14 protein-coding genes and 1 pseudogene are annotated in these 18,084 nt (G+C 57.5%); 6 read left to right on the top strand and 9 right to left on the bottom strand.

Features of this window, described 5'->3' with window-relative positions; all coding sequences use genetic code 11:
• The first annotated feature begins 6 nt into the window (after positions 1-6).
• A complete protein-coding gene (gene yidC / locus NCS28_RS14175; RefSeq protein WP_250514387.1) occupies positions 7-1,677 on the top strand; it encodes a membrane protein insertase YidC in 1,671 nt (556 codons plus the stop codon).
• 70 nt (positions 1,678-1,747) lie between these two features.
• Here the strand turns inward: yidC and NCS28_RS14170 are convergent, their stop codons facing one another.
• A complete protein-coding gene (locus NCS28_RS14170) occupies positions 1,748-2,164 on the bottom strand; it encodes a transcriptional regulator (protein WP_250514386.1) in 417 nt (138 codons plus the stop codon).
• A gap of 311 nt (positions 2,165-2,475) precedes the next feature.
• Between NCS28_RS14170 and mnmE the strand changes: the two genes are divergently transcribed.
• Positions 2,476-3,864, top strand: coding sequence for a tRNA uridine-5-carboxymethylaminomethyl(34) synthesis GTPase MnmE (mnmE, locus tag NCS28_RS14165; protein ID WP_250514385.1), 1,389 nt, complete (start codon positions 2,476-2,478; stop codon positions 3,862-3,864).
• A 274-nt stretch (positions 3,865-4,138) separates the two neighbouring features.
• A complete protein-coding gene (locus NCS28_RS14160; protein WP_250514384.1) occupies positions 4,139-5,275 on the top strand; it encodes a sensor histidine kinase in 1,137 nt (378 codons plus the stop codon).
• A gap of 58 nt (positions 5,276-5,333) precedes the next feature.
• Here NCS28_RS14160 and NCS28_RS14155 read toward each other — a convergent pair whose 3' ends face one another.
• Positions 5,334-5,810, bottom strand: coding sequence for an SgcJ/EcaC family oxidoreductase (locus NCS28_RS14155; RefSeq protein ID WP_250514383.1), 477 nt, complete (start codon positions 5,808-5,810; stop codon positions 5,334-5,336).
• On the bottom strand, positions 5,807-6,433 hold the full coding sequence (locus NCS28_RS14150; RefSeq protein ID WP_250514382.1) for a LysE family translocator: 627 nt from the start codon (positions 6,431-6,433) through the stop codon (positions 5,807-5,809). The genes NCS28_RS14155 and NCS28_RS14150 overlap by 4 nt, the downstream gene beginning before the upstream one ends.
• Before the next feature lie 386 nt (positions 6,434-6,819).
• Here NCS28_RS14150 and sap1 point away from each other — a divergent pair, with 386 nt between their 5' ends.
• Both sap1 and NCS28_RS14140 read left to right on the top strand, forming a co-directional pair.
• A complete protein-coding gene (gene sap1 / locus NCS28_RS14145) occupies positions 6,820-7,164 on the top strand; it encodes a surface attachment protein Sap1 (RefSeq protein ID WP_250514381.1) in 345 nt (114 codons plus the stop codon).
• 230 nt (positions 7,165-7,394) lie between these two features.
• Positions 7,395-7,946, top strand: coding sequence for a YaeQ family protein (locus NCS28_RS14140; protein ID WP_250514380.1), 552 nt, complete (start codon positions 7,395-7,397; stop codon positions 7,944-7,946).
• 19 nt (positions 7,947-7,965) lie between these two features.
• Here the strand turns inward: NCS28_RS14140 and NCS28_RS14135 are convergent, their stop codons facing one another.
• The gene (locus NCS28_RS14135) at positions 7,966-8,373 is read right to left on the bottom strand and encodes a VOC family protein (RefSeq protein WP_250514379.1); all 408 of its coding nucleotides are present in this window, start codon (positions 8,371-8,373) and stop codon (positions 7,966-7,968) included.
• 250 nt (positions 8,374-8,623) lie between these two features.
• On the opposite strand from NCS28_RS14135, the pseudogene NCS28_RS14130 reads away from it, so the two are divergent.
• Positions 8,624-9,553, top strand: a pseudogene (locus NCS28_RS14130) (tyrosine-type recombinase/integrase); the annotation flags it as partial.
• A gap of 929 nt (positions 9,554-10,482) precedes the next feature.
• On the opposite strand, the gene NCS28_RS14125 reads toward NCS28_RS14130, so the two are convergent.
• The 5 genes from NCS28_RS14125 to NCS28_RS14105 all read right to left on the bottom strand — a co-directional run bounded on the left by NCS28_RS14125 (position 10,483) and on the right by NCS28_RS14105 (position 17,666).
• Positions 10,483-11,298 (bottom strand): HNH endonuclease, encoded by an 816-nt coding sequence (locus tag NCS28_RS14125; protein WP_250514378.1) that lies wholly within the window; start codon positions 11,296-11,298, stop codon positions 10,483-10,485.
• Positions 11,299-11,441: 143 nt separating this feature from the next.
• Positions 11,442-11,870 (bottom strand): very short patch repair endonuclease, encoded by a 429-nt coding sequence (locus NCS28_RS14120; RefSeq protein WP_284504848.1) that lies wholly within the window; start codon positions 11,868-11,870, stop codon positions 11,442-11,444.
• Positions 11,871-11,894: 24 nt separating this feature from the next.
• Entirely contained in the window at positions 11,895-14,798 is a 2,904-nt protein-coding gene (locus NCS28_RS14115; protein WP_250514377.1) for an ATP-dependent helicase, read from the bottom strand.
• Positions 14,746-15,852: a DNA cytosine methyltransferase gene (locus NCS28_RS14110; RefSeq protein ID WP_250514376.1), complete on the bottom strand. Its 1,107-nt coding sequence runs from the start codon at positions 15,850-15,852 to the stop codon at positions 14,746-14,748. The genes NCS28_RS14115 and NCS28_RS14110 overlap by 53 nt, the downstream gene beginning before the upstream one ends.
• Positions 15,853-15,899: 47 nt before the next feature.
• Entirely contained in the window at positions 15,900-17,666 is a 1,767-nt protein-coding gene (locus tag NCS28_RS14105; RefSeq protein ID WP_250514375.1) for an ATP-dependent nuclease, read from the bottom strand.
• Between the last annotated feature and the right edge of the window lie 418 nt (positions 17,667-18,084).

Below are 18,084 nucleotides of genomic sequence, written 5' to 3'. Positions count from 1 at the left end.
CAACGCATGGATATCAAACGCACCGTCCTATGGGTCATCTTCTTCGTGTCAGTTGTCCTGCTGTTCGACAACTGGCAACGGGACCATGGGCGCCCGTCGATGTTCTTCCCGAGCGCGACGCAACCGGCCAAGACCGTCAGCAACCCGGCACCGGGCTCGGCCGCATCCGGCGCACAGCCGTCCGAGCTGCCGAACACGCCCGCGGGCACGGCCGCGCCCGGCACGACGACGCCCCCGACCACGGCGCAAGCCCAGCTCGTCAAGTTCACGACGGACGTGTACTCCGGTGAAATCGACACGCGCGGCGGCACGCTCTCGAAGCTCGCGCTGATGAAGGAAGGCGACGGCAAGCAGCCGAACCTCTATATCACGCTGTTCGATCACACCGCGAACCACACGTACCTCGCGCGTACGGGCCTCCTCGGCGGCGACTTCCCGAACCACAACGACATCTTCACGCCGGTGCCCGGCCAGACGTCGCTGACGGGCGACGAAAAGACGCTGAAGATCGCGCTTGAATCGCCGGTGAAGGGCGGCGTGAAGGTCATCAAGACCTATACGTTCACGCGCGGCAGCTACGTGATCAACGTCGATACGAAGATCGAGAACGTCGGCACCGCGCCGGTCTCGCCGAAGCTCTATATGGAGCTCGTGCGCGACAACACGCCGGTCGAGACGCCGCGTTTCTCGCATACGTTCATCGGACCGGCGGTCTACACGGATCAGAAGCACTTCCAGAAGATCGACTTCTCCGACATCGACAAGAACAAGGCGACGTTCGAGCCTTCGTCGGATAACGGCTGGGTCGCGATGGTGCAGCACTACTTCGCGTCCGCGTGGATTCCGCAGCAAGGCGTGAAGCGCGACATCTACGTGCAGAAGATCGATCCGGAACTGTATCGCGTCGGCATGACGCTGCCCGCGCAGACGATCGCGCCGGGACAGACCGTGAACGTCGATGCGCGTCTCTTTGCCGGTCCGGAAGAAGAGCGCATGCTCGAAGGCATCGCGCCGGGTCTGGAACTCGTGAAGGACTACGGCATGGTGACGATCATCGCCAAGCCGCTCTTCTGGTTGCTCGAAAAGATCCACAGCTATGTCGGCAACTGGGGCTGGGCGATCGTGCTTCTCACGCTGCTCATCAAGGCCGTGTTCTTCCCGCTGTCGGCGGCGAGCTACAAGTCGATGGCGCGCATGAAGGAAATCACGCCGCGCATGCAGCAGCTCCGCGAGCGCTTCAAGAGCGACCCGCAGAAAATGAACGCCGCGCTGATGGAGCTCTACAAGACGGAGAAGGTGAATCCGTTCGGCGGCTGTCTGCCGGTCGTCGTGCAGATTCCGGTGTTCATCTCGCTGTACTGGGTGCTGCTGTCGTCGGTGGAAATGCGCGGCGCGCCGTGGATTCTCTGGATTCACGATCTGTCGCAGCAGGACCCGTACTTCATCCTGCCGGTGCTGATGGCCGTCTCGATGTTCGTGCAGACCAAGCTGAACCCGACGCCGCCGGACCCCGTTCAGGCGAAGATGATGATGTTCATGCCGATCGCGTTCTCGGTCATGTTCTTCTTCTTCCCGGCTGGCCTCGTGTTGTATTACGTGGTGAACAACGTGCTGTCGATCGCGCAGCAGTACTACATCACGCGCATGATGGGCAAGAGCAGGAAGAAGCCGGCGTAAGCGACTGCTTTGGTCTCGCAAATGCGGAAACGCCCGGCTTGCCGGGCGTTTTTGTTTGGTGGGACAGGATTTACCGCTTCATCGAACCATAAAACTGCTCGATGAGTTCTTCGAGCAAATACCGATGATGCGGCGACAGCGCCTCGATCTTCGTCGCCAGTTCGAGCGTCTCCTCGGACGCGGGATACCGCTCGTCGCGCGCCAGCGGCTTCGGCGTCGCTTGCGGATTGCCGCTCGGCGGCGGCCCGTAATGCAGCCAGTGCTGATCGACCTTGAACCAATCGGCGAGGGTCTTCAGCTTGTCGACGGTGGGAATCGAGCGTCCGGTGAGCCACTTGTGCGCCGTCTGCGGCGAAACCGATTCGCCTTGATAGCGCAGGTTGAAATGCAATGCGAGATCAGTCGCGCCGCGCATCTTTTCGGGTGCACGGGTCATCGAGAATTTGAGCCGCTCGGAGAATTCGGCCTTTTCTTGTGGTGTAGGCATGGACTGGATTGTGCGAGGCAATCGCTGCTTACCAGTCAACCAATCGGGCTAGATTTGGCGCGGATCCGCGCGCTTTTATCTTGAACACGCACGCGATTTGTTTGCCATCAGGCAGCATATTTTTTGGCACAGTGCGAGTGACCACGCGCCTCATCCATCCAGCGGGAGGAAAGTTTCTGTTTCAGTGCAAGTGTAATTTTCTATCTCAAAGAAGCTAATGTTCTCGCTGTGCCGGCGCTAGCGCACGGCGGCTGGTTCGCACCCCGCGCTACAATGCCCGCACTCCGAAATCACCCGACTGCACCACCGACATGCTGAGCAACGACACCGATCCGATCGTCGCAATCGCCACCGCGCCCGGGCGAGGGGGAATCGGCGTCGTGCGTCTGTCGTTCGGCCGTGCGGGCGAAGCCGCCGCGGAGAAGGCGATGCATGCGTTGTGCGGCCATGCGCTGGCGCCGCGTCACGCGAGCTACGTTCCGTTCATCGACGGCAATGGCGAAGCGCTCGATCGCGGCATCGCCCTCTATTTCCCGGCTCCGCATTCGTACACGGGAGAGCACGTGCTGGAACTGCAGGGCCATGGCGGCCCGATCGTGCTGCAACTGGTGCTGCAACGGGCGCTCGAAGCCAGTCGCGATTTCGGCCTGCGGCTCGCCGAGCCCGGCGAATTCACGCGACGCGCTTTTCTGAACGACAAGCTCGATCTCGCACAGGCGGAAGCCGTCGCCGATCTGATCGAAGCCAGCACAGAAGCCGCAGCCCGCTCGGCCGGCCGTTCGCTGGAAGGCGCGTTCTCGCGCGAGATTCATGCGCTCGTCGAAGACGTGATCAATCTGCGCATGCTCGTCGAAGCGACGCTGGATTTTCCCGAGGAAGAAATCGACTTCCTCGAAGCGGCCGATGCGCGCGGCAAACTCGCACGCATCCGGCAGCGGCTCGACACCGTGCTCGCCGATGCGCGTCAGGGCGCGCTTTTGCGGGAAGGCTTGTCGGTGGTGCTCGCGGGGCAGCCGAACGTCGGCAAGTCGTCGCTGTTGAACGCGCTCGCCGGCGCGGAGCTAGCCATCGTCACGCCGATCGCAGGCACGACGCGCGACAAGGTCGCGCAGACGATTCAGGTCGAAGGGATACCGCTGCATATCATCGACACGGCCGGACTGCGTGAAACACAGGACGAGGTGGAGCGAATCGGCATCGAGCGTACTTGGGGCGAGATCGAGCGCGCCGACGTCGTGCTGCATCTGCTTGACGCGCGCGAGGGCGTGACGCCGGAAGATCGGGCCATCGCGGCGCGCTTTCCGGCGGGCGTGCCCGTTGTGCGCGTGATGAACAAGACGGATCTCGCGGGCGTGCCGTCGGCGGTGCATGACGGTGAAGGTCACGCGCGCGAAGTGAACCTGTCGGCGAAAACCGGCGACGGCATTTCGCTGCTTCGCGACGAACTGTTGAAAATCGCAGGCTGGCAGGCGGGCGCGGAAAGCGTGTATCTCGCGCGTGAACGGCATTTGATTGCGCTGCGCGAGGCGCGCGATCACCTCGCTCTCGCCGCCGAACATGCCGGCCAGCATTCGCAAGTGCTCGATCTGTTTGCGGAAGAGCTGCGGCTCGCGCAGGACAATCTCAACGCGATCACGGGAGAATTTACGTCGGACGATTTGTTGGGGGTGATTTTCAGCCGCTTTTGCATCGGAAAATAACAGGTCTTGCCTGGATGATCGGAGCGCGGCTCTGGGCATGACCCAAGCGCCACATCCATATAGGCGTCTTTTTTGCTGCGATTATTCAAGCCCTTCCCGATGCCGATCCATCGGAAACCTGGCTTTTTCTCTCGTATGAAAACGCCCGTGTTCGCCTAACGCCGCGCCGCAAATCCATGTCTTCTGATCGACGCTTGCGGGCGCATCAGTCCGCCTTACCGGTGAAGAACGGCGAGTCCTGAAATCTAATGGCATCCACCGTGCAGGAGGCGCCATGCTTCACACATTTCTGGCAAATAACCGCGACGAGCTGATCGTTCGATGCAGGACGAAGGTCGCGCAGCGGCCAACGCGTGGCGCATCCGTTCTGCAACTCGAAAACGGCGTCCCGATCTTTCTCGAACAACTGATCGAGACGCTGAGAATCGAGCAGACAGACCGCCCGGCAGACAGCGTAATCGTGTCAGGCTCGTCGGGAGGTAATTCCGGCCGTTCGGAGATTGGAGAGGCGGCGGCCCAGCACGGACACGAATTGCTGCGGTTGGGTTACACGGTCGATCAGGTCGTCCATGATTACGGAGATCTGTGTCAGGCCATCACCGACCTGGCACACGAACGCGATGCTCCGTTTTCGATCGAGGAATTTCGCACGCTGAACCGCTGCCTCGATAATGCAATCGCCGACGCTGTCACCGAGTTCAGCTATCAGCGCGATTTCAAGATGGCGACGCAACATGCACTGGAAGAAGGCGAGCGCATGGGGTCCTTCGCGCACGAGCTTCGCAACTTTTTGCACACGGCAACCCTCGCGTTCGCCGCCGCGAAAGCCGGAAATTTGCCGCTGTTCGGCGCCACGGGCGCGGTCCTGGAGCGAAGCCTGGCGGGTTTGGGAAAGCTGATCGAGCATTCGATCGAAGACGCCCGTATTCCCTCTGGGGACAGCGCGAAATGGACGCTGTTCTCACTTTCCGACTTCATCAACGAAACCAAGCACGCGGCAAATCTGGCCGCACAGCTACGCGGTTGCGGCTTTGTGGTGACGCCAGTCGATCCCCGGCTCGCTGTCAGCGGCAATCGCGATCTTCTTTATTCGGCGCTCGGCAATCTCATTCAGAACGCCTTCAAATTTACTCGACCCAATACCGATGTCTCACTGAACGCCTATGCCATCGCCGACAAGATTCTCATCGAAGTGAAGGATCATGGCGGCGGCCTTCCTCCGGGCAAGGCAGAGCAAATGTTTTTGCCGTTCACCCAGTTTGGCGCCGATAAATCGGGACTTGGGCTGGGCCTGTCGATAGCACGCCGCAGCGTCGAACTGAATGACGGCATTTTGAGCGTGCGCGATATTCCAGGCGACGGATGCATATTCACGATCAGCCTTCCGCGACACGCGTTGATGAAGAAGTAGCCGAATTCTTGCTGATCTATGAACGTCCGTTGATTTCGGCAGACACGCGCCAGCGTGCTCAAAATCCAGCGCCCGCCGGTTTGCCGACCTCCCGCAATTCCGCGTTCAATTTATCGGCCTCCTCCGGCCGCCCATGAAACGCCGCCGGCGTGTTCTGAAACATCTCGATGCGATACACGCCGTCGCAAAGCGACAACACCATGGTCTGAATCGCGCTCAGGCTTGGCTCGAGTTCTGTAGCGCCGCGCGGCCACATTCCGGCGACGGCGCGCAACAGCAGCGTCTGCCCGTTCGCCATAAGCCTCACCTCGCACACCTTGGCGACGAAGCGCGGCGTCGGATGTTGGGCGAAGATCGGCCGAAGATGCGCCTCGATGGACGCGCGCCCATCGATAGCGCTGCCGTCGAAGCCGACGAGGCTGCCGCGCACGGTGAAACGCGATGCCATCGCGGCTGCGTCCTGCCGGTTCCAGTCGTCGAGCAAGCCGTAATACACGCGCCGCGCGCTCGCGGACCAATCGTCGTGCTGACTCACGTCGCCTTCTTCCACGCGGCCGCGAAAACGCCCGCGCCCATCAGCAGCGCGCCTCCCGTGCGGTTCACCGCTCGCTGCACGGAGGGCTTGCGAATCGCCTTGCGCGCACCGGACGCGAGCAGCGCGTAAGCGAACGCATTGGCCGCCGCGAGCCCGACAAAGGTCGCTTCGAGAATCGCGATCTGCGACACGCTTGCCGTGTGCGCATCGACGAATTGCGGCACGAACGCGACGAAGAAAATGATGCTCTTCGGATTCAGCGTCGTGACAGCGTACGCGTGCGCCATGATGCGGCCCGTGCGCAGCTCGCCGGTGGGCTGCACGGCGTCCGTATCGACGACGGGCGCGCTCCACAACTTGATGCCGAGGTAGACGAGATACGCCGCGCCGATCCACTTCACCACCATGAACAGCTCAGCCGATGCCGCCAGCAGCACGCCGAGGCCGAGCATCGACGCGGTCATCGCGGTAAGGTCGCCGAGCGCGACGCCGAGGGTCGTCGCGAACGCGTACTTGCGGCCGTGGCCGAGCGCGTAGGACACGACGAGCAGCACGGTCGGGCCGGGAATCGCGACGAGGATCGCCGACGCGATCGCGAACGGCAGCCATTGAGCGAGGGTCATGCTTGTTCTCCTGAGTTGGAAGCGTCGATTTATCCATGAACGCAGGGCGCTTGCAATAGGCCGTTCAGCCAGCTTGACGTCGCCGCAGCTCCGCCCGCGGAGTGTTCGATACGCTTACCGGTTCACTTAACGCGGCGCACCAAGACGCAATGGAGCAAATTGTCGCAGTATTGCGCACCCAGGCGCGAGCTTCATTCCGCCAAAGCCTGATTTCGATGATTTTTAATTCGTATGCCATTCTTTAAAACAGGTGCGACATTCTGACGTGTTGCGGACGCACACAACATATGCTTGCAAGTTTGTGTCACTCATCTAGCATGAGTTTTGCGGTCTACGCTTTTAAATACATAGCTAATTTCGAAACGGCTTCGTTTGGGAGGCTATACATGCAGAAACGCGCCGGTGCTCTCTTCGCGATGATCGGTTTGTTTGCAGCCGTTTCCACGGCGCAAGCGCAGGACAGCGTAATCCAGGCTCAACAGACCTTTACCTTCCGGCCTAATTCGTATGGCTGCCTGTCCAAGGACAAGTTCGATTCAGCCGACCAGCACGCGAAAGCCGGCGAGCACCAGAAGATGCGGCAGCTTTTCGAGGGCTTCGAATGCATTTCTACTCCGGTCGATTCGCATTTTCGCGTGATTCGCGTGGTGGGCCATGACGTTGAATTCGTCAACGCCGCCAATAGCGACACGCAAGGTATGTGGACGGCGGATCGATTCATCGATCAATAAGCGGTTTCAACCATTCGACAGTCCGGCGCGATTTTCGCATCGCGTCGGTGCTTCGGTTATTCGCCGCGAATAATCATCGGCGTCATTCTCCGCCGCGCTTTTGGGCCGGTGTCTCCGGTCACCTTCCACATTTCCACCGATTCGCCGCACAATGTCGGTTTCGCGCGCGCTCGACCGCGGCGCTTCGACCTTCCTTTTCCGCCGGTCAAAGAACCGGCGCCTCACGCTGAATGGCTCTCAAATCCACCATCTACAAGGCAGACCTTCAAGTTGCCGACATGGATCGCCACTACTATGGCGATCAGTCACTGACCATTGCACGCCATCCGTCTGAGACCGACGAACGGATGATGGTCCGCGTCGCCGCGTTCGGGCTATTCGCCGACGAGCGACTCGAATTCTGCAAAGGGCTCTCCGATACCGACGAGCCCGATCTCTGGCAAAAGGATCTCACCGGCCAGATTCAGACCTGGATCGAAGTCGGTCAGCCCGACGAGCGACGCATCTCGAAGGCGAGCGGCCGTTCGGAGCGCGTGATTGTCATCGCTTATGCCGGTAAGACCGTGGATATCTGGTGGAACGGCGTGAAGGGCAAGGTCGATCGGCTGCAAAACGTGACGGTGTGGTCGCTCGCCGAAGGCGTCGCCGAAGCGCTCGGCAGATTGGCCGAACGGACGATGCGCTTGCAGATGATGGTGCAGGATGGGGACGTGACGCTGAGCAGCGAGACCGTCGATCCCGTTGCGATTCGGTGGAACGTGCTTAAGGCGGGCGCGGCCTGATCGCCTGATCGCCGACGTTTCAGGCTTCGGGCGGCCCCTTGAGCTCAACCATGTTGCCTTCAGGATCGAACAAATAGAGCGACGGGCCGAAGCCTTCGGCGCCGTAGCGACGCGCGTGTTCGCCGACGCGCACGCCGTGCTGTTCCAGATGTGCGCGCAACGCATCCGCATCGAACGGCTCGACGCGCACGCAGAGATGGTCCATGTTGCGGCCCGCGCCCGGCTCGCCGCTCTCCGGACGATCTATCTTCGCGCCGACGGCCAGCAAATCGATCAGCGAGTGGCCCGCGCGCATCTGCACGAGGCCGAGATCGCGCTGCTCTTTCTCGACCGGACAGCCCAACACGGTGCGATAGAAATTCACCATGTTGTCGAGATTGGCGCAGCGGATCACGACGTGATCGATCCCGCGAATGCTGATGTGCATGTCGTCCTCTCACATCGACGTGGGATTCAGTCTAGCGCGAATGGGGGATGAGGCTGGAGGGCGGATAAATGAAAAAGGGCTTGGCGTTCCAGCCAAGCCCTTTGAATTCGTGGTGGAGAGGAGGAGGATCGAACTCCCGACCTTCGCATTGCGAATGTAAAAACAGCTACCGATAATTCAAGAGCTTGGCGGAAAATTGCGCTTTTATGGCACAATTTTGGCACACTGAGCTCAAGATGATTTTTCTCTCATGGCTGCCATTACGAAACGAGGTCCGTACCAGTGGCGCGCGCAGGTGCGACGGCACGGCTACCCAGCACAGAGCAAGACGTTCAATACGAAGGCAGAGGCGGAAGCTTGGGCGAACATGATCGAGTCCGAAATGGCGCGGGGAGTGTGGGTCAGCCGAAGCGAAGCTGAAGCGACAACGCTCTACGAGGCATTGACGCGGTATGAAGAAGAGGTGTCTCAGGCGAAAAAGGGCTCTGCTCAGGAAGCGTCAGTCCTCAAGATGTGCAAGGCCATTGACCTAGCGAAGCGGCCCTTGGCAGCAATTCGGAGCGCCGATGTGGCAAAACTCCGAGACCATTGGTTGAAGAACTATAAACCTGCCACGGTGCTGCGCCGCTTAGCTATTCTTTCGCATGTATTCAATGTCGCCCGCAAAGAATGGGGCATGGAAAGTCTATCGAATCCGGTCGAACTGGTCAGAAAGCCGCAGCCGAACAACGCGCGGAAGCGGCGCATCGCCAGCAGCGATGAGCCTGCACTGGATTTGCCAGATGGCGGGGATCCCGGATCAGAGCGCGGCGCTCAGGATGACGAACTTGAGCGGGTTATTGCGGCCAGCAGCTCGACGCTGCTGCCCGCCATCATCTGGCTGGCTGTCGAAACGGCAATGCGCCGAGGCGAAATTGTGTCGCTGCAATGGGACAACGTAGATCTCAAGCGCAGGGTGGCACATCTACCCGCAACTAAAAACGGGGACGCAAGAGATGTTCCATTGTCGTCCCGGGCTGTCACGGTCCTTCAGGCCCTCAAAGAGGATCTCGGCGAAGTTGAAGTTGCCCCCAAAGATGCCCCCACGTATGACGCGTTGGGCGGCCGAACAACGAGCGTATTCAAAATTCGGAGCGACGCGGTCACCAGGGCCTTTGAGCGTGCCGTAGCCGTCAAGCGAATTTCTGCTGCTGGCTTTCATGTCATCGTGAATGAAACCATTGACGTGAGCGATGGAGGCGTCTCGGGCGTTCTGGAAGGCGGCATTATGGAGTTTGCCCCCGACGACACGCCTCGGTGCGTAGAAAAGCCTGGTGTTGCGTCCTTACCCCGTCGCCAAGCCATTGAATTACTGACGTTGGTTTACGGGTTGCCGGACGCGATCATTGCGGACGTCCTCGACACCTTCAACTATCTCCGTGAGCGACTTGGCCCAGTTCGCTTCGAGTGGGTGCATGATGGCGGGAAGGTCTGGATTGTCCAGCTGCATCGAGGCGCGACGCAGAGCACAGAGGGCGTGCTAGTGCCCGGCGAAGCACAGGTATGGAACCGCTTCTACGTTTCGACGGGGCTCAATGCCCTGCGGAATGCGCTTGAGACACTCTCTGAAAACGAGGGGATTGTGCTGGTCGGAGAGATCGGCCTGACAAGTCACATTGCTGACGTTGTGCGAAAAGCCGGCAAGCCCGCAAGAAATGTCGTGCTTGAAGATTCCGTCGCCTGACGCTCGCGGTACCTGCGGATTATGATTCGGCGTGTGACGCGGTAAGTTGTTGAAAATTAGCGCTATTTCACCGTAAACATGCGAAACCAAAACCTGTTTAGCGTCAGTAGTTTACCGTAATTTCGAGGGTATCGGAAAAACTGGGCGTTGCACTGAGGCTGCACCTAATCGCTGCATATTCTGGTGCCCTCAAGTATCCGATTACGCGCACGTTGACATTTGAGGGATCACAAGCTGGAGGCCTCAGAAGGGGGCACCGGGCGGCTTGTTCACTGGTCCCCCAAGTGTCAACGAAGTTGCCGAGGCGATGACGGAGCGCGGGAAATATGTACCTCAAACTGACGTGTTGTGCTCGACACACTGAGAACGTTCAGAGTGTTTCCCCGTTAGGACTGGTAGAGGTGTGGATCAGCTGACAAAATGGCCTTAATTTGAGAATAAGCGAGCCCTTCTTTTTTCATATAAATGTGTACCGCTCTATGGCAGTTCGGGCAGAGAAGGGCGAAATCGGACGTGCTTACTTTCGATGTTGATGCATACGTTGAAATGGGAATTTTGTGGTGAGCTTCTATATACTTAACCCCGTATTTAGATTCGAAGTCCGCGCGGCATATGTCGCAAACCCACGGCTCAGACGATTTTAGGGCATCTACAACGCCTTTATTTCTTTCGGCAAGCAAATGGGTTACATACTTTCGTCCACCCACCGAATACTTGGTTTCACCGGGGATATCGTTAATTTCTACCGAAGGGCTTCCACGCTGAAGAATGACAAATTTCTCTTCGAGATCGGAGACGTAGAATGATCCCTCAAAGCACCAGTTATTCGTATTTTCGGTAAATAAAAAGATTGGATAAAGATATTCTGGTTGCTGGATTAGAACGGCGTTGGCTTTTTCTGCGGGGTTGATGTTGCCATTTTGCGCTTTAAAGGAATAGTGGTACACCATCTTGTCTTCATTAGACCATCCATCATCAGCGTATGAACCCGGGCGTGCCTTGATAATTATTGCATGAAGTGATGGTGGTCGCCCAATCCAATTTATTCCCTGCTGGGGTGTATTCCCCACGATAAATTCGGGGCCTGACCAATAATCCGATCCCTCGACTTTCGAATACTGTATAAGATCGAAGAGATTTCTTTTCGAGATGAGCTGGCCGGTTGAAAGGGTGAAAATATCCTGTACTTTTTTCAGTTGCATGTGCCGTCCATTTCAGCGTTACACGCTTCTAGTATTGTGAAGTCGTAGTCGAATAACTGCAGTGTCACTGACGTCTAGATATTCTGTGTTCTGGATGCCGCTCAGGGATAGGGGTTGGAGCACCAATTGCAGTCGTTATTGTGTCAATTCAACTCGATTTGTTGTATCTGTGGAAACGCTTTTGCTAAGGTTCGAGCAAGCTCCGTCTTTTCCCGGGTTTTACACTCCCATATCACTAGAACTCGCCAACCTAATGCCCTGAGTCGACGAATCGCTTCCGCGTCCCGGCGACGATTAAGCGTTTGTTTCTTCAGCCAGAAGTCGATGCGCGTCGTTGGCAACTTACCTCTGGGGCAATGATGGCCGTGCCAAAAGCATCCGTTTACCATGATTATGGTGGCATGCTTTCTCAGCACTATGTCGGGAGTGCCTGGCAACGACCGGTCGTGCAGTCGGAAACGTAGACCTGCCGCGTGGAGCATCACTCTGACGCGACGCTCCGGAGCGGTGTCGCGATTGCGCACAGCCGCCATCATGCGGCTTCGTGTCGACTGCGTTACGTTGTCCGTCATTGCTGCACCGATCCAACAGTCCTTTCACAGTGCCGACGCACTCATGGGGCCGAGCGGCGTCATGATGGGGGGCGGGACACCGGCATCGGCGCGAAATTGCTGAGGCGTTTTAGGGCACAGTCGGTTGAAGTCGCAGTTTGCGCATTTTTCTTTGCTCGGCCTACTTGGATAGTCCTTCGCCAAAATGCCCCGAACAGCCCACTCGATGTTCGCAACCGCGGCTTGTATTGCGGCATCATCGATCGGTACGTCAACTCGTTTGTTGTCCTTCAGCAGATGGATCGATCCCGTAGCCGCATTTTCATTGAAGACTTCGCGCGCCGCCTTAGCGTACAACTGCACCTGAAGCGAAAGTTCACGCCAGTCTAGCTGCATATTCTTAGATGGGTCGTCTCCGCCTTGCATCGTTTTAAAATCTACGACGTGAGCTTCAACGATATCGCCTTTCGTGTTGTAACGCATGAGTAGATCGATGGAGCCTGTGATGAGGCATCCCTGTGCTGGAATCTCGAAACGCACTTCAACCTGTTTTTGTTGAGCAAAGTCCGAGGCAAATCTCGTAACATAGTCCGCTGCGATTTCCTGTGCCTTGTTCATCGCTTGCTCGTAAGCGCCTGGACGGTTTTCGGGATCGCGACTCCGCGCAACATGCTTCAGGTGGAAATGATCGGCGGCGATCTGGCTCGCTTCCGCTGGCGTGGGAGCGGCCCCTGAGAAATGCTCGTGCAGTTTCTCGATGGCGACGTGAACTACGCGGCCGTACCCGAACAGTTCCGGGACAGGTGGGCTAAACCCGAAGCCCTTGCGGAACCGATAGTCCATGGGGCAATGCAGGTAATATTTGATGTCGCTAAACGACGTGGGCAACGTCGACTCGTCTTCTCTCTGCCGCGGCGCGGCCCGACTTAATTCAGGAGGCGTTTGCAGCGGATCAACGATCAGCTCGACATCTTGCAGCGCTGCGGCGAACTCCGACTGGCGGTTAGTGCGCTTCCCGTTCGGAAGAGACGCGGCGCCAGTAACGTACAGGTAGCGTTCCGCGCGCGTGAGGGCCGTGTAAAACAGTCGTGCTTCGGCTTCGCGTGTGTTGGAGTACGCGCCGCGTGCGATTGCGCTCGCGAGAAGATCTGCCGGTAGCAGTCCGCTGTAATTTGAACGCTTGCCCGGAAATCGCCCTGGGACGACATCGACGACAAACACGACCGGGAATTCTAGTCCTTTCACCTGATGCACCGTAGAGACGGTAACTGCGTCGGGCCGTGATACTACGTCCTCTGTACTGATGTTATAGCCTTCCTCGGCGACTTGCTGCAGGAACCGCACGACAGATGTGAATCGACCGCTCGAGTCGATGCTCAGATATACACTTTCGACGTCTTGCAGCATCCGGCTGAAAAGGCCGATCTCACGCATCACTTCGTCTGGGAGCGAGCTATGTGCCACGTCGAATGCGTCCAAAAGGTCATTCAGTAGCTGCTGCGGAAACAGTCGCTGCCGGGCTGCGCCTAGCGGCGCATGTATCCGCCGTCCCCAGTCCGCGAGCACGGCGTATGTTTTTGTTGGGCTAACACGAGGGTATGCTGGCCTGATGTGATCGTCGATCAGGCGAGTAGCGTCGGGTCGAGAGATTGGCCCATTCTCGAGCGCGATAAATGTTTCTCGCAGTGCAGCTACGCACGGCCGATCAAAAACCGAACCGCCGGCGTTTAACGTGTAACGTATGTTAAGCGCATCTAGTTCACGTGTGAACGCGTGATGTCGCGGATTGTCGTCCTGCTCTGGCGTCTTTGTTGAACGCATAAGGATGGCGAAGTCACCCGGCGTGAGACCTCGGACCGTCCCATCCGATTGGACGTATTCTGTTCCCAGCAGATGTTTAATACGTTGTGCCACCCATTCGGCTTCTTCAGGGCGAGTCGCAAAATGATGCACGGCGAGATGTCGCGGAGTGAGATCGACATGTTCACGCGGTTGCTTATAGAGCCGCTGAGGACCCAATTGCGATGCGACGAACGCGTTGGTCGCGGCCACAATAGCGCGGGTGCTTCGAAAGTTCGTGGCGAGGACGTGTTCGCTCACGCCCTTGTACCTAGTAACGAAATTAAGGATATTCGAAACGTGAGCGCCGCGGAATCCGTAAATCGACTGGTCGTCATCGCCCACCACGAAGAGATTAGCCCCTAATTCGTGAATCGTCGCAATTAGCTCCTCCTGAGAGCCGGACACGTCCTGATATTCGTCAACTAGTAAATGCCGAATACGACCGAGACGTGCTCGAACGTTGACATTGCTTTTGGCCCGTTCGGCGGTCTCGCGGACCATCGATGAGAAGTCAAGGAATTGGTCGCGTATTAAGCGTTGCCCGATCTCTCTTAGTACAAGGCCAACCTCCGGATCGTGCGTCTCGATTTCATCTATGGATAGCCCCTCATCCCGGAATACGTTCCACGCGTGCTGGACCTGTGACAGAGTCTCAAAGTATCGGTCCTTAAACCGCGGTTTGAGTGTATTGATTCCCAGTTCGGGATATCTGGACATCAAATACAGCGTGAAGCGGTTGTCATCGAGTACATCGTACTGACGGAAAATGGCGTCCGAGTCACCCAGCACATTCTGACAAAATGCGTGGATAGTGCCGATGTACATCTGACCGATCAGGTTCGCGCTGAGGCCGCATCTGACCAGAACTTTGGCTACGCGACGCTTGATCGAATCAGCGGCTTTTTCGGTGAAGGTTATCGCCACGATCGAAGTGGCTGGCGTCCCTTCGGATATCAGACGTGCAATCCGATAGGCGAGGGTTTGCGACTTACCGGAACCCGCACAAGCTATGCACAGAACGGTCGCTGATGTATCTGCCGCGGCTGCTGCCTGTTCAGCAGTCAGTCCCTCGGCGCGAAGCTCGTCCACGGTTGAAATTTTTTTCATCGCGTTTCCCCGTCAAAATGCCGTCGCGCAACGCACGAGCCTGAGCCTCGATAAAGGGCGGTGGCAGCGCGTTGCCGATCATCAAGGCTATTGCCTCTTTCCCGTGTGATACGTCGAATTTGTACTTCGGCGGAAAGCCTTGCAACAATGCCGCTTCCCTGAGCGTGATGGTGCGGTCCTGCATGGGATGCAGGAATCGGCCCTTCGACGGGTTGATGCATCCACTGGTAATCGTGGGAGCTAAATCGTTCCATGCCATGCGACCATACACGTCGCGGAAGCCGTCACTACGTTTGTGGCACTCGAGTTGCCGTTCGGCAGGCAAGTCGGTACGGCTTCCGCCATCGCGCGGAATCAGCCGGATTAGCTCCATGACCTGTTTCGAGCGCTTTTCTGGGACCGCGTGCAACGCGTCGCGGGTCACTGACGGGGCTTCCAGGTGCCGGATGACATCCCCCACTGTTTTGCGCTGCTCCGATTTCGGGGCGATAGCCGGGAGGTGTACTTTCGACGCAAGCAAGATGAGACGCTTGCGTCTCTGAGCAACCGAATAGTCGGCAGCGTTCAGCACGTGAACGACGAGCTTGTATTTCATCGCTTTCAAGGCCTCGCAAAGCGAGGTGAAGCGTTCGTCATTCTCCAGTGCAGGTACGTTTTCGAGCATTACTGTTTTCGGACGCAGGACGCGTACAAACCGAAGAAAGTCGCGTACTAGATTGTTCCGAGGGTCGTCGACAGAGTCGGCCTGATTAAGCGTCCTCAGCCTCGAGAATCCTTGACATGGAGGGCATCCTGCAAGCAAGTCTAGCTCGCCGGCGGAAAGACTCAAATCTCGCATGACTTTGCGAACACTCAGCTTCCGAATGTCGCTGCCATACAGCTTGACGCCTGGATGGTTTAGCTTGTAGGTCCGTTGCGCCTTATCATCGATCTCAACGGCCGCGCAGACGCGAAATCCAGCCTGCTCTAGGCCGGTACTCAACCCGCCGCACCCGCTAAACAGGTCTATAGCACTAGGGCGGTGCTTTTGCGGAGATGTCGTTCTAGAAGCCATTTTATAAAATTAACCGGAGAACAGTCCGATGTGGGGCCTGCGAACCTTCACGCCGCTAGGCCGTGTAGCCATTGCTTTAATTGGTCCCGCACTTGGATCAAGTCTGCATTATCCTTCGCCAGCTTTGCGACCGCCAGTTCTTCGATGCCTGCCACTGCGGCATCCGATACCTCTGCATCACCGATGAGCTTCTTGCGTAGCTCAGCTTTCGCTTGGCCGCTGGTTGTAGCTTCCTGTGCATCGGGGTACAGGGCGTGAAGTAGTACCTGCTCGGGGCAAAGTTTCGGTAGGTACGAAAGTCGACTCCGCACCCAGTTTAGGAAGTCAAGATAGCATTGAGCTTTAGCCGCGTCGTGCCCTTGCTGGTCGTTGCCGCCGGCGACGAGAAACTTTGGTTCGTATCCCGACTCCTTGACCAGCAGTTCTCTCAAGGATGCATATTTCGCCAGCGGAATATGCAAGGGGTCCGTGAACGCGTCGACCTTGCGCTGATCGCCGTCAAGCATGACGAATACGTCGTCGCCCGACGTCATCGCGGCGGGTATGTGGTGGCCTACGAGTGCAGCGGCGCCGCCGGGCGCCACGATTACCTCCAATGCTTGGGCCTCGCCTGCGTCTAACTCGGCCATTGCCCTCTTCACAAGGAGCTGTGCGAGGTTATCCTCGACTAGGATGCGCTTCTTCGCCGGCGGCAACTTGCCAAGGCGGTTCAGAGCCACGTATGGCGAACAACTACCGAGTACGCGGGCCTGCCCGTTGCCATTGTCTTCAAAAACCTTGATAGCTACAGGCGGTAACCCTTCCAGAAATTCCGGGGAATGTGTTGCGACGACGATTTGGTGTTTCTTGAGCTTGATTTGTTCAAGTAAAAACCGCAGAAGCGCCCGCTGAGCACCGGGGTGAAGAGATGTTTCAGGTTCATCAAGCAAAATGAGTGAATACTCCGGCGCCATTAATACCTGAGTGACAGCACTGACCGCAGCAACTTCACCGCTACCGGCGAACGCCTCAGAATACTGTCGTCCGCGTTCGAACACTACACTAAGATCCTCGCCGCGATTGCCGGGATAGAGCGAATGGCGCACGATACGAGCTGACAAATAATCGCGTCCCAGAATCCGACACACCCACGATAACTCCTCCTGCGTCAACAGCCGGTTCTCGAATACTCGCTGGTAGCCCATCGTGTAGCTTTGTCGATTTTGCGAAACGATGGTTTTGAGCCGCCGGGCCTCCCGGAGCATTGCCTGCCGCTTTTCGTCGCTCTTTTGTCCGTCGTCAAAATAGAAATAGCGATCGAACGAGCCAAATGTAGCTTTGAAATTGATGTAAACGTTGGTGCGCTGGACAGGATTCCACCGATCCTTTGATTTTCCTTCATATGCTTTTGCCGGAACCGGATCCATTCCATCAGCTACGCTTGCGCGATAGGGCTCCCAGTAATCCTGCTTGCGTCCTATGCGCGCTTTACGCGTTTCGACGATCCCGCCGAAGCTTTCATTCCAGTGTCCGTAAATGTAGCGCTGCGGTTCCTTCCGGTCACCTGCGATAGGGTCGAGCTCTGTCGCGAACCAGAATTTATTCGTCGAATATCGCAGCGGCATGCCCCACAAAGCGTGGAGTACGGAGCTTTTGCCGCCACCGTTTGCTCCGACCAATGCGGTGAATGGAAATGGAAAGTCGATGCGCGTGTGCGGTTCTATGTTCTTGAACAATGGGAAGCGTGCGTGGCTGATATAGTGTTTCAGCGGTGCTCCCGGTTTGAACTTAGACAGCACCTTCACGAGTGAACTAATGGCTTCCGAATCATTCATTGCTTACACTGGTTATCGTTTTGAGCAATGCATCAAGCGGCCCTGATCCACGGCCACAGATATGCCCGGTAGCCGGCCTGCACGAATGCGACCCTTCGTAGCTTCAGATTCCCCAACGCTAATTGTAACAAGAAAATGATTCGTCTACGGGCTTGGAACCGGTGTTTGAGCGGCGATTCGGCCTAGATGGTCGACTAACAGCTATGCTGGATGGCTCATGCGGGAGGTCTGCCGCTCGGGCGTTCGTCGCAACGATAGCGTGGTGCTTGCAAACGCAACGCAGCAGCCATGTCGTGCAATGCGCACAGCATGAAGCGGGGATCCATTCGTATGACCCTAATTTTCGGACATTTTCGACACCACTCGCGTTGCGATCGAGCCGTCGTAGATGCTAGGCGTTTCGCAGCGTGCCGGTCGT

Origin of the sequence: Caballeronia sp. INDeC2, assembly GCF_023631325.1 — a bacterium.
Classification (GTDB): Bacteria; Pseudomonadota; Gammaproteobacteria; order Burkholderiales; family Burkholderiaceae; genus Caballeronia.
Note: the sequence above shows the minus strand (reverse complement) of the source record. Positions and strands in the feature narration are given on the sequence as shown.